Origin of the sequence: Streptomyces sp. NPDC057638, assembly GCF_042800315.1 — a bacterium.
In the GTDB taxonomy this organism is placed as follows: Bacteria; Actinomycetota; Actinomycetes; order Streptomycetales; family Streptomycetaceae; genus Streptomyces.
Map to the genome: position 1 here is coordinate 1 of NZ_JBHVHF010000220.1, position 14,088 is coordinate 14,088.

At 75.0% G+C, this 14,088-nt stretch carries 10 protein-coding genes; 4 read left to right on the forward strand and 6 right to left on the reverse strand.

The genetic code is table 11. From position 1 onward, the window contains the following. Window positions 1-124 precede the first annotated feature (124 nt). The 4 genes from ACFVIM_RS25070 to ACFVIM_RS25085 form a co-directional block, all read right to left on the reverse strand. Window positions 125-3,535: an SAV_2336 N-terminal domain-related protein gene (locus ACFVIM_RS25070; RefSeq protein ID WP_384305344.1), complete on the reverse strand. Its 3,411-nt coding sequence runs from the start codon at window positions 3,533-3,535 to the stop codon at window positions 125-127. A gap of 142 nt (window positions 3,536-3,677) precedes the next feature. Further along, complete coding sequence (locus tag ACFVIM_RS25075) at window positions 3,678-4,688, reverse strand: AAA family ATPase (protein ID WP_384305347.1); 1,011 nt, start codon at window positions 4,686-4,688, stop codon at window positions 3,678-3,680. 139 nt (window positions 4,689-4,827) lie between these two features. After that, the gene (locus ACFVIM_RS25080) at window positions 4,828-6,801 is read right to left on the reverse strand and encodes a trypsin-like peptidase domain-containing protein (protein WP_384305350.1); all 1,974 of its coding nucleotides are present in this window, start codon (window positions 6,799-6,801) and stop codon (window positions 4,828-4,830) included. Then, on the reverse strand, window positions 6,794-7,195 hold the full coding sequence (locus ACFVIM_RS25085) for a CU044_2847 family protein (protein ID WP_384305352.1): 402 nt from the start codon (window positions 7,193-7,195) through the stop codon (window positions 6,794-6,796). The genes ACFVIM_RS25080 and ACFVIM_RS25085 overlap by 8 nt, the downstream gene beginning before the upstream one ends. A 91-nt stretch (window positions 7,196-7,286) precedes the next feature. Between ACFVIM_RS25085 and ACFVIM_RS25090 the strand changes: the two genes are divergently transcribed. Then, window positions 7,287-7,463: a DUF6104 family protein gene (locus ACFVIM_RS25090; protein ID WP_097878907.1), complete on the forward strand. Its 177-nt coding sequence runs from the start codon at window positions 7,287-7,289 to the stop codon at window positions 7,461-7,463. 479 nt (window positions 7,464-7,942) lie between these two features. Here the strand turns inward: ACFVIM_RS25090 and ACFVIM_RS25095 are convergent, their stop codons facing one another. Then, window positions 7,943-8,809 carry a hypothetical protein gene (locus ACFVIM_RS25095; RefSeq protein ID WP_384305355.1) on the reverse strand — a complete coding sequence of 289 codons (867 nt, stop codon included), beginning with the start codon at window positions 8,807-8,809 and terminating at the stop codon, window positions 7,943-7,945. Window positions 8,810-9,039: 230 nt separating this feature from the next. Here ACFVIM_RS25095 and ACFVIM_RS25100 point away from each other — a divergent pair, with 230 nt between their 5' ends. The 3 genes from ACFVIM_RS25100 (at window position 9,040) to ACFVIM_RS25110 (ending at window position 12,930) form a co-directional block, all read left to right on the forward strand. After that, entirely contained in the window at window positions 9,040-10,005 is a 966-nt protein-coding gene (locus ACFVIM_RS25100) for a DUF4097 domain-containing protein (RefSeq protein ID WP_384305357.1), read from the forward strand. Between the two features lies 1 nt (window position 10,006). After that, window positions 10,007-11,005: a helix-turn-helix transcriptional regulator gene (locus ACFVIM_RS25105; RefSeq protein WP_384305360.1), complete on the forward strand. Its 999-nt coding sequence runs from the start codon at window positions 10,007-10,009 to the stop codon at window positions 11,003-11,005. Window positions 11,006-11,661: 656 nt separating this feature from the next. After that, a complete protein-coding gene (locus tag ACFVIM_RS25110; protein WP_384305363.1) occupies window positions 11,662-12,930 on the forward strand; it encodes an alpha/beta fold hydrolase in 1,269 nt (422 codons plus the stop codon). A 69-nt stretch (window positions 12,931-12,999) separates the two neighbouring features. On the opposite strand, the gene ACFVIM_RS25115 is transcribed toward ACFVIM_RS25110, so the two are convergent. Next, on the reverse strand, window positions 13,000-13,962 hold the full coding sequence (locus tag ACFVIM_RS25115; protein ID WP_384305365.1) for a zinc-binding dehydrogenase: 963 nt from the start codon (window positions 13,960-13,962) through the stop codon (window positions 13,000-13,002). Between the last annotated feature and the right edge of the window lie 126 nt (window positions 13,963-14,088).

Genomic DNA, 14,088 nt, shown 5'->3' on the forward strand with positions numbered 1-14,088 from the left:
CCCACCAGGAGGCGCGCCGGGCCCTCGGCGTTCCCGGCGGCGCCGGTTCGGAGGGGGCCACCCGATTCCCTGTGGGCCCGGGGTCCACACCCGTGTGGGCACCGGGCGGGGCGGGCCCGGAGGGTCAGCGGGTGCGTTCCAGGCGGGTGACCTCGCGGCGGATCAGCTCCACCGGCCCCACCCCCACCGCGTCCAGCAGCGACAGCACCGCCCGGAGCTCCTCCAGCGCCCGCTCCGGCCCCGCCGTACGCTCCAGCCGTCCCGCCCGCTCCCACTGCGCCGTCACAGCGCCTTCCAGGAGTTCCTCCGCGCCCCGCTCCGCCTCCCGCAGATAGCCGACGGCGCTCCGCAGCCGTCCCCGGTCGGTGGTGCGCCGGGCCAGCAGCGCGGAGGTGAGGCTGCGGTGCCACCACGCGTATGCCGCGAGTTCGGGGTCGTCGGCGTCCCGCGCCGCCGCTCCCAGGGTCCAGTCGGCCTCGTGGAGGTCGGCGAGGGCTCCTTCGGCCCGGAACCGTTCGAGGTAGGCCTGGCCGAGCAGGGCGCGCCGTCCGGGGAGTTCGGGGTGGGCGGTGGGGGTGCCGTCGATGGCGCCGCGCAGCGCCCGTACGGCGAGGTGGACATCGCCGGGGGCGTCCTTGTCGACACCGCGTTCGGTGAGCTGGCGGCCGAGGGAGGTGAGGACGCCCGCGCGTTCGGGGTGGCCGGGGGGCAGCAGCGGCAGGGCCTCGGCCCAGGCGGCGATGGCGGAGTCCCGGTGGGCCCAGCTGCCGGTGGCGGCGTAGCGCTGTTCGAGCAGCCGGGCCATCCGCAGCAGGATGTGGGCGTGGGTCTCCTCGTCGTCGCCGACGTTGCGGCGGGCCTGGTCGAGGGCTTGGAGGATGCGCAGCCGGGTGTCGTCGTCGGGGTCCTCGTCGGAGAACTCGATGGCGTCGGCGTAGTCGAGCCAGGCGCGCTGGAGTTCGCCGGGGTCGACGGCGCCCCAGTCCATGGCGTCGATGCCCGCGTGGAGGTCGTCTCCGGCGCGCTGGGCGTAGGCGCGGGAGGCGGCGGGGTCGACGGCGACGGGCGGCACGACGCCTTCGCCCCGGTGGTGGCGGGCGAGGTCGAGCAGGATGCCGCCCCGGGTCAGCAGCGCGGATTCGGAGGGGGCGCGGTGGCCGCCGGGCCGCAGGTCGGCGAGGGCTTCGGGCACGGGTTCACCGAAGACGTCGGCGAGAGGCTGGAGGACGTCGAGGGCGGTGCGCAGGGTGCTGGTGAACCAGGGGGCGGGGGAGCCGCTCGGCGGATGGGCGGCGCCGAGGACGGCGAGCCGCCGCAGGACCCGGACCCGGGCGACGGCGGCGGTGTCCCGCAGGGGGCCGCCCGGGGGGACGGTGTCGTCGCCGTCACCGAACGGGTGTCGCTGTCCGGGCGGGCCGTCGGTGAGGTCGGCGAGGCTGCTCTCGGCGGCGGCGAGGAGGACGGCGGCGACGGGCCCGGCGGTGTTCTCACCGCCGGCGCCGTCCGCCGCCTGGAGTCCGGCCCATTCGGGGACGAGTTTGGGGTGCAGCCGCCCGGCGGCGACCTCGTCGGCCATCAGTTCCAGTACCCGGGCGAGGGTGAGCTGGGCTTTGGGCGGCCCGCCGGAGATGGCGTTCTGGGCGGCTTCGAGGGCCTCGGGCAGGTCTTCGGGGAGCGGCCGGACGAGCCAGCGCCGCAGCAGGGCCTCGGCGAGTTCCTCGTAGAGCCCGGCGCGGGCCGTGGTCCGCCGTTCGGTCTGGGTGGCGGCGCTGAGCAGCCGTACGGCGGTGTCCAGGTCCCGTACGGTGCCGTGCTCGCCGAAGTGGTCCAGGCAGGCGCGGGCCTGGGCGGCGAGCCCGCCGGGGCCGTCCTTGGGCGGGGCGCCGTGGGTGATGGCGGGTGGGGGCGCGCCGAACCGGCGCAGCACCTGGGAGGAGACCTGGGCGAAGGCGAGCAGCGGTCCGCTCTCCTGGGCGGGCTGGGACTCGGCGCGCGGGTCGACGGCGCCGGTGAGGAAGGCGGCGGCGAGCGCGGGGAAGTTGCGGGCGGTGCGTCCGTAGCGGGATTCGACGTACTCGGAGCAGTGTTTGAGCACCAGGGTCGCGCTGCCCGCGCCGAGCTGTCCGAGCAGTTCCTCCCGTACGCCGTCCAGGAAGGTGTACGAGGGTTCCTGCCCCGTCCTGGTGGGGTCGGGGTCGTCGCGGCGCAGCAGTCCGCCGAGGAGGACCTCGGCGAGGACGTCGGGGCCGCTGCGGACCAGCATGGCGCGCTGGACGAGCCGCATCACGGGCAGCAGCAGCGGCACGGCGGAGAGGTAGACGGCGAGCTGGGCGGCGGCGGGGGAGGCGGTGCGGCGGAAGAGGCGGACCCGTTCGACGGGGGCGAGGGGGCGTTCCGCGCGGGGGCGTTCGGTGGCGGGCCGGTGGTGGCGGAAGACGGTCGCGGCGGCGGCCTGGAGGGACTGTCCGGTGGCGCCCGCGATCAGCCGGGTCCAGGCCTCGAAGGAGGAGCGGCGGGGGGCGAGGACGGGCACCGGCAGGCCCCGTCCGGTGGCGGGTCCCCGGTGGGGGCTGAACTCCAGCCGTCCGGCGGGTCCCTCGCGCCGCCGCAGCAGTCCGGCGCGGGCGGGCAGATGGGTACGGCCCCACATCCGCTGGGGCAGTGGCTGGACGACGGCGACGGGCGCGGTGCTGCCCCAGGTGTGCAGGAGGCGCTGCATGGTGCCGCTGCGCCACAGCGGCCCGGCGCAGTCGCTGAGGACGAGGGTGAGCCGCCGTCCGGTGGGGTCGCCGGGGGGTGCGGCGGTCCGGTCGTCGCCGACGCGGTGGACGGTGATCTCGCGGAAGGCTCCGGCGCGTTCGCAGATCTGGCGCAGTTCGTCGAGGGCGGCCTCCCAGACGATGTTGGAGCTGGAGTCGTCCATGACGAGCGCGAGCCGGGCCTCGCGGCGCCGCACCGGCAGGAGGACGGGCAGGACGAGCCCGGTGTCGGCGGCACGGTCGGCGGTGGCGATCTCGTCGAGTTCGCTGCGGACCAGCCGCATGGGCGGGCGGTAGCGCTGGAGCGGCCGCAGGGAGCGTTCCAGGGCGGGGGTGTCGGGCAGGACGGCGGGCGCGGGCACGGTGACGGGGCTGACCGAGCCGCTCTCGCGGCCGCCGTCGGCGGTGGGAGGCTGCGCGGGCCCGTAGAGGGCGACGCGGGGCCGGGTCAGGGGTCCTCCGGCGGGCCGGGGCAGCCGGGGCGGGATGGGTTCCGGCGCGACCCCGCCGCCCGGACCGCCGGACCGTTCACCGGCCGCCGGTACGGAGGGGGAGGTCCCGAGGCTCCGGGTGTCGGCGGCGGGGACATGGCGGGCGAGCCAGAGGGCGTCGGCCACTTCCTCGGCGCTGGGCGTGAGGTCGGCCTCCCGCAACCGGGCGACGAAGGCGGTGAGGACGCCCCGGTCGAACGCGGCCGAGGGGCCGGGCCGGCCCGGCGGTGCTGGCGGGGTCGGCGCGCCCGGCGGCTCGGGCTCGGGTACCGCACCGGGCGGCACCCACTCCCCCGGCGTCCGTTCCTGTGGCGTCCGTTCCTGTGGCGTCCGTTCCTCCGGTGACAGCGGCCCGCCGTCCTCCCCCCGACGGTCCCCGCCCGGCCACGGAGCGTCCCCGCCCACTCCCCCGGAACCGGTCACGGTGTCACCGGTGCCGGGTGTCGAGGGGCCGGATCAGCAGGTCGGCGATCTCCTCACGGCGGCCTGGTTCCGTCCGTACCGCGTACTGGGTCAGATAGATCGCGTTGAGCAGTTGGTCCGTCGGCCTCAGCTCGCCCTCGGCGCCGTCGCTGGTGAAGCGGTTGATGAGGTCGAGGTTGTGCTCGTCGGCGCCCGCGCCGAAGTGGGCCTGGACCATGGCGGCGAGGCGTTCGTCGCGCGGCGGGTCGAGATGGAGGTGGATACAGCGGCGCAGCAGGGGCGCGGGGAAGTCGCGCTCGCCGTTGCTGGTCATCACGATCACGGGGAAGGCGCGACAGCGGATCCGGCCACCGCGCACCGGGACCCGGCGGCCGTCGTCGGTGAGGACATGGACGGTGTCCTGGCCGGGCCGGTCGGCGAGCCGCTCCAGTTCGGGGAGGGCGAACTCGCCCTCCTCCACCACGTTGAGCAGGTCGTTCGGCAGATCGATATCGCTTTTGTCCAGTTCGTCGATGAGCAGCACCCGGGGGCGGACGGTGGGCAGCAGCGCGGTGCCGAGGGGGCCGAGCTTGATGTAGCGGCCGATGTCGTCGGGGGTGCGGTGTTCCCGCTCGGCGAGCTGGGCGTCCTGGAGGCGGCCGATGGCGTCGTACGTATAGAGCCCGTCCTTCAGTTCGGTGCGGCTGACGACGGGCCACGGCAGCACCCGGCCGAGTCCGAGCTCATAGGCGAGGGAGTGGGCGAGGGTGGATTTGCCGGAGCCGGGTTCCCCGGTCACCAGCAGGGGGCGGCGCAGATAGAGCGCGGCGTTGACGAGGTGGAGGACCTCGCCGTCCTGGGTGGGCGGGGCGCCGACGCGGGCGCCGAGGCGGCGGGTGGAGGAGGAGTCGATGGGGGGCGGCTCGCCGGGGAGGGGATCGCCGGTGAAGACCCGCCACGGCGGGGGTGGCGGGAGCCGGTCAAGACGGGCGGGGTCGGGCGCCCCGACCCCTCGGTAGATCAGCCAGTCGTCCATCGCTCGCTCCTCACAGGCGGCCGGGCGGACCGGTGGGGGCAACGCCGGATATGTACCCGCGCGGCCGGATGTCCATTGCTGTCAGCGGGGGCGAACCGGGACGGTATCACCGCGCAAACTCCGGAATCCCACGCTCCGTTCATGGTGAGTCCACCGGGAACCCATCATCGGCGGGCAGCGGACGACTCGGATCGTCATAGAGCAGGGCCACCCCCTCCGCCCAGTGTCCACTGTGCCGGGTACCACTGATGTCGTCTCTGATACGCCGCAACCGGTCCGGCAGTTCCCGGGGACCCGCCGTGCCCCGCAGCAACAGGGCGGCACCGGTGTGGAGTTCGTCGCAGAAGTCGGTGCACCCGTGGTCGGGGTGGCTGTCGGTATGCCAGAGCGCGATGCCGTGCCCGGCGGCGAGCGCCATCCCGATGGCGCGGCGGCCGACACCGCTGCCCGCCGGGCGGCACAGCACGGGCACGGCCGACGGCGCCATCTCGGCGAAGTGGCGCGGCCGGGGCACCTGGAGGAGCGGCGGGGTCCGGCACGCGGTGAGGGACTCGGCGGTGGCGGTGGCCTCCCAGCGGCGGAACCAGACGGGGTCCGGTTCTCCTCGTCTGGTGATGTCCCGCAACACCACCATCCGCCGTACCCCGACATACGCCGGATGGTGGAGGCGGGCCATGTCGGTGAGCTGCCAGCGGTGCACGGCGGTGTCGAAGTGGTCGGCGGGCAGGGCGACCTCCAGCGGGGCGGGCGCCCCGGGCGCGTCCACCGAGGCGAAGATCTCGGCGAGCGGCCCCCGCAACTCCTGGACCAGCCGTTCGGGCGGCACACCGTCGCCGGTCTGCTCCTCGTGCAGCGGCTCGTTGAGGTCATGGCCGTCATCGACCCGCAGCCGCCAGTAGAACCGGGTGGGATGGGCGTCGGTGACCGGCTCCAGCTCCACGATGACCACCACCCCGCCGTCGCCGGGACCCGGATAGCGGGTGATGATCCGGCCGTCCTCGGCGGCGGCCCGGCCGAGGCCCGGCGGCAGACTCGCCTCGGTGACGACGGTGTGCACGATCCGGGGCACCTCCTGGAGCCGGTGCCCCACCCACGCGGAGAGCGCCTCCGGGTCGCCGCCGCGCGCCCGCTCGTACTCCACCACCAGTTGCAGATAGTGCAGGGCGGCGATGGCGGCGACCGGCTGCCCCGCCTCGTACAGCAGACCGTGGCCGTCCCGCCAGGTGTACGGGCGGAGCTGGCCGGGTGGCGCCGCCACCCCGCCCCGGGCCTTCTTGGCGATCTCGGCCACGGGCCGGATGCCGTCCGGCGGATGGACCGTGGCGAGCAGCGAGAGCGCCTCGCGCCGGTCACGGGGGCTCCACTGCTCACCGCCGGTATGCACCCCGGCGCCGGGCAGCTGGTGCTGGCGCTCGATCCAGTTATGGCCGGAGATCTTGGGGTGTTCACCGTGCCAGCGGTCATGGGCGGCCATCAGGGCCTGGCAGAGGGGGCCGAAGCGGCGCAGCGCGGTCGCGGCGATGGCCATCCCGCCGTCCCGGCCCACCCGCCGGGACTTCAGTACCCCGACGACGGCACCGCTGTGCGCGTCGAGGACGGGCGAGCCGGAACCACCCCGGGGGAACTCGGCCTCCGGCCGGAACCGCAGCCCGTAGTCATCGTCGAAGCCGTTGATGAGGGCCGCCGCCTTCCAGCGGACCGTCCGGCCGTCCTCCCGTGGACGGTAGCCCTGGACGACACCATGGCCGCCCGGGTAGTCGGTCCGGTCGGTCAGCCAGACGCACTCATGCTCCACCCCGCTCTCCACCAGCCGCACCAGCGCCAGATCCTGCTCCACCGGCACCCGCTGCTCGGGGCCCGGCTCCCCCTCCAGCAGCCAGCGCTCCAGCACGGCCTCCAGCGGCTGGCCGCCGTTCAGCTCGCTGCCGCCGACCTGGAAGACCCGGTCCCGGCGGCCCCGCAGATGCGGCGCGAGGACATGGGCACAGGTCAGCAGCGAGCCGGGGGCGACGAAGAAGCCCGTGCCCCAGGCGGGCTCGCCCGCCACACCCGAACCGATCCGGACGGTGGCGGCACGGGCGAGCGCCTCGATCACCGGGTCGGAGTCAGTCACCGTGCCCGCCGTCTCTGCCGGGGGCGGCCCCGGGTGGCGCCCCCGGCGGGTCGTCCCGTCGCTCCCGTTGCTCGGCCAGCCGCCACACCAGGCTGACCTGGATGGAGGCCCGGGTCTCCCCCGAGGCGAGCACCGCGAGCGCGGTGCCCGACTTGGCGGCCAGCTCGATCCCGAAGGTGACGGTGGCCTCATCGGGGCGGGTGGCGGCGGCCGCCTCCAGCACCGAGGCGCCGACCCCGGCGATCAGCTCCTGGAGGCGCTCCACCTTCGCGGCGGCGCCGTCGAGGAAGCCGACGTCCTCGTCGTCCTCGCCATAGCCGCCGTCGGAGCGGGTCAGCCGGGCGTCGATCACGGCACCCCCGGGCAGTTCGATGCGCTGGACACGTGCGTTCACGGCTACCCCCGTGGATTCGGTGGACGTGGGGCCACGACTGCGGTGACCGTAGTCTGAAGGGGTAGTCCCCCATCCGTACCAGGAGCATGTCTTGTACTTCACCGATCGCGGCATCGAGGAACTGGAGAAGCGGCGCGGCGAGGAGGAGGTCACCTTCGAGTGGCTCGCCGAGCAGTTGCGCACCTTCGTGGACCTCAACCCTGACTTCGAGGTCCCGGTCGAACGCCTCGCGACCTGGCTCGCCCGCCTCGACGACGAAGACGAATAGCCCGGCCTAGGGCCTGCACGACCAGACCCGGCCCGACCTGGCCCGACCTGGCCCGACCTGGCGGACCGCCCCCTGTGTGCGGGTCCACCCTGCGGGCTACGCGCTGGAGGCACGCCGGGTCCACCCGCTGGTGGGCACGCCGTTCCGCGCGGCGGAACGGGGGGGCACAAGCCCACCACCTGGGCACCAGGCCCTGTCGGCCCGCCTCCCGCGAGGCATTGCCGTCGCACCCGAAGGTGCGCCCTTCAGCGGGCCCGTATCCCGGGGTGCGAGCCATGGCCCAGTGGACCCGTCCGGGCTGGGCAACGAGAAGACCTGCCCAGCACGTGGTTCCCGTGTGCCCGCCCTCCCCCAGCCTTCGGCCGGGGGCACCTCCACGGCCCTGTGGCACGACCGCCCACAACAGGGTGGGCCCCGAGCGCACCGGGTGGGCGAACCCACAAGCGGGGGAGGGGGCCCACAGGCGAGGCCCCAGGGGCCTAGCGGCGGGAGTGCAGGAACCCGTTGGCGAGGAGGACGCACCCCGCCACCACCCACCCCGCGCTCCCCCGCCGCACCCCGTACACCAGCACCGGCACCCCCATCGCCACCTGCGCCGCCCCCAGCCTCTCGCCCCGCCGTCTGGGCTCTTTGAGCCAGTGGTCGAGCCCTTCCTCCACGGCGTGCAGTTCCACCCGTACCGCGTCCCGCCATCCCGCCCATTCGATGGTCTCGGCGCCCGCCGTCCGCGCGGCGGCCCACAGCGCGCCGGTGGGTTCGCCGGGCGCGAGCCCTGGCGGCAGCCGCAGTCCGATGCGGGCGAGGACGGCGATGAGGCCCAGGAGCCGGGCCCGCCCGTCGGCGGCGCTGTCGGGGTGGGTGAGGGGTTCCAGGGTCTGGAGGTCGAGCACCGGGTCGAGTCCGAGGCGGGCGGCGAACGTGTGCAGGGCTTCCTCCTCGCCCGCGGGTGTGCCGTCGGCGAGCCAGACGTAGCCGACGGGCCGCCGGAAGCCGGAGGCGAGGGTGAAGCCGACCCGGTCGCCGTCCCACCACAGCGCGAGCGCGGGCCGCCCGGTGGCGACGCTGAGCGCCGAGGCCCAGCCGCCGACGACCCGGTCGATCACGTCCCTGTCCTCCCGCGCGCCCTCCCGCGCGCCCTCCTGGGCGGAGTCACGCGTGAGGTCGCGCGTGGCGTCGTCCGGGCCGCCCTCCCGTTCCCGCCAGGGCCGCCCCTCGGGCACCAGGACGCTCCAGCCGTCTCCGGCGGACGCGAGCAGATGGTGTTCGCGCAGCAGATGCGCCGGGGGACGTACGGAGGAGGGCTCGGCCCGGCAGAGCAGGAGCGCGCCCACGGGTGTCGCGTTCATGCGCCTCACGCTAGGCGAAGTCCCCGCCCGGGGCCTAGGCGGATTCACCCACTTTGCCCGCCGATACCCCTATCGGCCACCCTCACCCGCCCTCGCGGACACTCCCACCCGCCCGGCCGGCGGCCCGGCCCGTCGCTCCTCCCGACCCTTGACATCCCCTATTCGCGATATATCGTTTTCCCCGGAAGACGCGATATGTTGCGTCCGGGCCGAGCCGGGAGGTCAGCGTGATGACAGAGACGACCTGGGAGGTCGCGGAGCCCCGCAAGCTCACCTTCGACACCCCGCTGACCGCACTCGACATACGGGTCGTCAACGGAACGGTGAACGTGGTGGGCACAGACGAGGGTTCCCCCCGCCTGGAGGTGTCGCACATCGAGGGCCCTCCGCTCGTCATCACCCGGACGGGCTCGTCGCTGACCGTCTCGTACGCGGACCTGTCCTGGAAGGGCTGGCTGCGCTGGCTCGACCGCAAGGGCTGGCACCGGGAGGTGACGGTCTCCCTCGCCGTGCCGACCCGGACGCGGGTCAGGGTCGGGGTGGTGGGCGCCGGGGCGGTGATCTCCGGCATCCAGGGCGCCACCAGCGTCCAGAGCGTCGACGGTGACGCCACACTGGTACGGATCTCCGGCGAGGTCCAGGCCGAGACGGTCTCCGGTGACCTGGAGGCCCAGTCCCTCAGCGGCGGGCTGCGCTACAACTCCGTCTCCGGCCATCTGACGGTCATCGAGGGGGCCCCGGACGCGTCCTTCCGGGCCGACTCCATCAGCGGCGACATGCTGGTGGATCTGGCCGACGGCGGCGGCGCCGCGCGCCCGGCGGATATCGCCCTCTCGACGGTCTCCGGGGAGATCGCGATCCGGCTGCCCGGGTCCGCCGACGCGACGGTGGAGGTGGACACCACGGGCGGATCGGTCTCCAACGCCTTCACCGCTCTGCGGGTGAGCGACGAGTGGGGCACCAAGAGGATCAGGGGCAGACTCGGCCCCGGCGCGGGCACGCTCAAGGCGACCACGATGTCCGGCTCGGTCGCCCTGCTGCGCGGACCGGGAAGGTCCGAAGACGACGGAGCCGACGCAGACGGCGGCACCGACGGAGACGGCCGCGACGGCGGCGACGCCTCGGAGGTGCCGACCGTTCCCGCGCCCCCCACGGACCCCGCTGACCCGGCCGACCTCTCCGGAAAGGTGCTCTGACATGCCTCCTGTCTTCGCCCACGGCAGACTCCGTCTGTATCTGCTCAAGCTCCTGGACGAGGCGCCGCGCCACGGGTACGAGGTGATCCGGCTGCTGGAGGAGCGCTTCCAGGGCCTGTACGCGCCGTCGGCGGGCACGGTCTACCCCCGGCTGGCCAAGCTGGAGGCCGAGGGCCTGGTCACCCATGCCACCGAGGGCGGCCGGAAGGTCTACTCGATCACCGAGGCGGGCCGCGCGGAGCTGGCGGGCCGCAGCGGCGAACTGGCCGATCTGGAGCTGGAGATCGGCGAGTCGGTCTCCGAGCTGGCGGCGGAGATCCGCGATGACGTACGGGGTGCCGCGGGCAAGCTCCGCACGGAGGTACGGGCGGCCGCCTCCCGGGCCCGCGCGGGTGCCGCCGGCGAGCAGGAGGAGTGGCGCAAGGCCACCCACGAGTGGCAGGAGCAGGCCCGCAAGGCGCGCGAGGAGGCCCGCCAGGCCCGCCGTCAGGCGAAGGAGGCCCAGACGAAGGCCCGGCAGGAGGTGCAGCGCATCGCGCAGGAGGTACAGGAGCACTTCGCGCGCGGCGACTGGCCGACCGGGCTGCGCGAGGGCCTGTCGGAGCTGGGGACACAGCTGGGCGGGCTGGGCTGGGGCACACCGTCCCGCCCCACGCCGCCGGGCCCGACAGGGGCGACAGGCCCGACAGGCCCGACAGGACCAGCGGGGTCGCCGCCCCCGCCGCCTCCCGCCGCGTCCGGGGCCCCGGACGCCCCGGCTCCCCCCGCGGCGCCCGCCCCCACCAGCACCCCGGCGGCGCCTCCCGCCTGGTCCGAGGAGACCACACCCTCCGGCGACCCGGCCCGGGACCTGGAACGCCTGCTGGACCGCTTCCGCGACGACATCCGGGACGCGGCGCGCGACCAGGGCATCACCGCCGCCCAGGTCGGCGAGGCCCGCCGCCATCTCTCCACGGCGGCGGCCCACATCACGGCACTCCTCCACACCCCGCCACGCTAGGCCCTGTCCGCGCGGCCTTCGAGGATCAGCCTGCGGCGTCAGATGCATGGAGTCTCCCCAGCCCCCCGGGGCCGAGGGTTGGGGTCTCCCCAGGCCCCCGGGGCCGAGGGTTGGGGTCTCCCCAGGCCCCCGGGGCCGAGGCATGGGGTCTCCCCAGGCCCCCGGGGCCGAGGCATGGGGTCTCCCCAGCCCCCCCGGGGCCGAGGCATGGGGTCTCCCCAGGCCCCCGGGGCCGAGGGGAAGGATCGCGAGCCGTGAAGGTCCCCCCGGCGTGCCGGGGGGGCGGTCGTCCTCGTACGGGGTGTACTCGGGCGATTCCGACAACGCTGGGGTACTCCCCCAGGCTCCGCCCGGGGTACCCCCAGCCGGGCCGAAGGCCCAGAGGGAGAGGTGCCGTTGGTGTCATGCCCCGGGACGGAGTCCAGGGGGAGGGGCCCGCTGCCTCCGGTACCGAGGGGGGCACTCCGCCCGGGACCACCCCCCGCGATCTGGTCCCTCAGGTGGAGAACCTCCGCCCCTCTCCCACCCCGGTCTGATGCCCGCTCATCCCCACGGACGCCCCGACGGCACACGGTTGCTGACTAGCCTTCACCTCATCGCGCGATGATCTCCGCCCCGGCGCGCCGGGGCCCTCATCCACCCCCGAAGGGACGTCCGTGACCTCCGCACGACCGGCCGTGGCACGACGCCGCGCCGCCTGGAGCGGCATGCCCGCCGTCACCGCCGCACTCGCCCTCGCCGGGACCCTGACCGGTCTCGCCGTCGCCCCCGCGACGGCGGACGGTACGCAGCCCCCGCGCCCGGAGCGCCCCGCGACCGCGACGGCGACCACCACGACCGCCGCCACCACGACCGCCGCCACGGCTAAGCCCGCGCCCGGCACCCTGCTCAAGGCCGTCGCCCTGGGCCGGGAACACCGCCCGCACGGTGGCCCGGGGCAGCTCCTCAGCTACGCCTCCACCGGCGCCCGGGGCGGCCCGGTGACGGTGACCGGGCTCTTCTACGCCCCGGCCGGGAAGGCCCCCCGGGGCGGCTGGCCCGTCATCTCGCTCACCCATGGCACGGTCGGCACCGCCGACGCCTGCGCCCCCAGCAGGACCGACCCGGGGCTGCCGCACGACCCCTTCGTGCGGGGCTGGCTGGACCGGGGGGTCGCCGTGGTCGCCACCGACTACGAGGGGCTCGGCACCCGTGGCCCGCACCCGTATCTCCATGCCCGCAGCGCCGCCCACAGCTCCACCGACATCGTGCGCGCGGCCCGCCAGGCCCACCGGGGTGTCTCGGGGACCTGGGTGGTGATGGGCCAGTCGCAGGGCGGCCACGCGGCCATCAGTACCGCCGTGCACGCCACCCGCTACGCGCCGGAGCTGGACTTCCGGGGCGCGGTCGCGACCGCGCCACCGACGGAGTTCACCCGGCTGATCGCGCACCGCCCCGATCCGGCGGACTCCCGCGGTGCTGAACGCGCCATGCGCATCGCGCTCTATCCGCTGGTCATGCGGGGACTGACGGCGGCCGACCCCGCGCTGGACTTCACGCGTCTCTTCAGCGAGAAGGCCCGCACCCTGCTGCCGACGGCCCGCAACAAGTGCTTCGAGGACCTCTTCGCCCAGGTGAGACGGGAGGGTCTGCATGACGGCAACGTCTGGAAGAAGCGCCCCGAGACCGACCGGGCGCTGATGGCGGCGGCCCGGAAGCACATCAACACCCCCGTCGTCCGGCTGGACCGGCCGCTCTTCATCGGCCAGGGCGCCAAGGACGAGATCGTCCAGGCCCATGTCACCGCCCGCTACGCGCAGCGGCTCGCCGCCCAGGGCTCGAAGGTGACCTACCGCGAGTACCCGGACGCCGACCACGTGTCCGTCGTTCCCGCCTCCGACCCCGAGGTCATCCGCTGGACCACCCAGCGCCTCGCCCGCCGCTGACGGCGACGGGACCCCTCACCCCCGTACGTACACGTCCGTACGTACGGGGGCAGGCCCGGCTGACCGCGCTCACCCGGGCGTCAGGACCACCTTGCCGAAGAGTCCGCCCCGCTCCATCCGGGCGAAACCGTCACGGGCCCGCTCCAGCGGGAGGACCTCGTCGATGACCGGGCGCACCCCGGTCGCCGCGCAGAAGGAGAGGAGGTCCTCCAGTTCGTCCCGGGAGGCCATGGTGGAGCCGATCACCCTCAGCTCCAGGTAGAAGATCCGCTGGAGTTCCATCCGGGCCGGGTCGCCGCTGGTGGCGCCGGAGGTCACCAGGGTGCCACCGGGGCGCAGCGACTTCACCGAGTGGGACCAGGTGGCGGCGCCGACCGTCTCGATGACGGCGTCGACCCGCCGCGGCAGCCGGGCACCGGGCTCGAAGACCGCCTCGGCGCCCAGTTCCAGGGCGCGGGCGCGTTTGGCGGCGTCCCGGCTGGTCGCGTACATCCGCAGCCCAGCCGCCCGGCCCAGGACGATCGCGGCGGTCGCCACCCCGCCGCCCGCGCCCTGGACCAGCACCCGGTCGCCGGGGCGCACCCCGGCCTGGGTGAAGAGCATCCGGTACGCGGTGAGCCAGGCGGTCGGCAGACAGGCGGCCTCCTCGAAGCTCAGCTCCGGGGGCTTGGGCAGCAGGTTCCAGGTGGGAACGGAGACCTGTTCGGCGAAGGCGCCCTGGTAGCGCTCGGTGAGGATGGAGCGGGGTTCGTCGGGGCCGACGCCGTGACCGGTCTGGCCGATCACGGAGTGGAGGACGACCTCGTTGCCGTCGGGGTCGATCCCGGCGGCGTCACAGCCGAGGATCATCGGCAACCGTTCGGCGGGCAGCCCGACCCCGCGCAGGGACCAGAGGTCATGGTGGTTGAGGGAGGCGGCCTTCACGGTGACGGTGGTCCAGCCGGGGCGCGCCTCGGGCGCGGGCCGTTCCCCCAGCTCCAGTCCGTCCAGCGGCCGGTCACGGTCGATACGTGCTGCGTAGGCGGCGAACATCCCCCGACCCTAGACAGCCCCGCCCCCCGGGCGACACCGCCCGGCGGTGTGACGCCCGCCGCTGTCCGGTGGCCGTCGCCCCGGGACGACGGCAGGGGCCCCGCCATGTGCGGCGGGGCCCCTGAC

Bases quoted from the DNA above. Each gene is read 5' to 3' on its own strand.
- ACFVIM_RS25075 (WP_384305347.1), bottom strand. From the start codon at position 4,688: ATGGACGACTGGCTGATCTACCGAGGGGTCGGGGCGCCCGACCCCGCC.
- ACFVIM_RS25095 (WP_384305355.1), bottom strand. From the start codon at position 8,809: ATGAACGCGACACCCGTGGGCGCGCTCCTGCTCTGCCGGGCCGAGCCC.
- ACFVIM_RS25100 (WP_384305357.1), top strand. From the start codon at position 9,040: ATGACAGAGACGACCTGGGAGGTCGCGGAGCCCCGCAAGCTCACCTTC.
- ACFVIM_RS25105 (WP_384305360.1), top strand. From the start codon at position 10,007: ATGCCTCCTGTCTTCGCCCACGGCAGACTCCGTCTGTATCTGCTCAAG.
- ACFVIM_RS25115 (WP_384305365.1), bottom strand. From the start codon at position 13,962: ATGTTCGCCGCCTACGCAGCACGTATCGACCGTGACCGGCCGCTGGAC.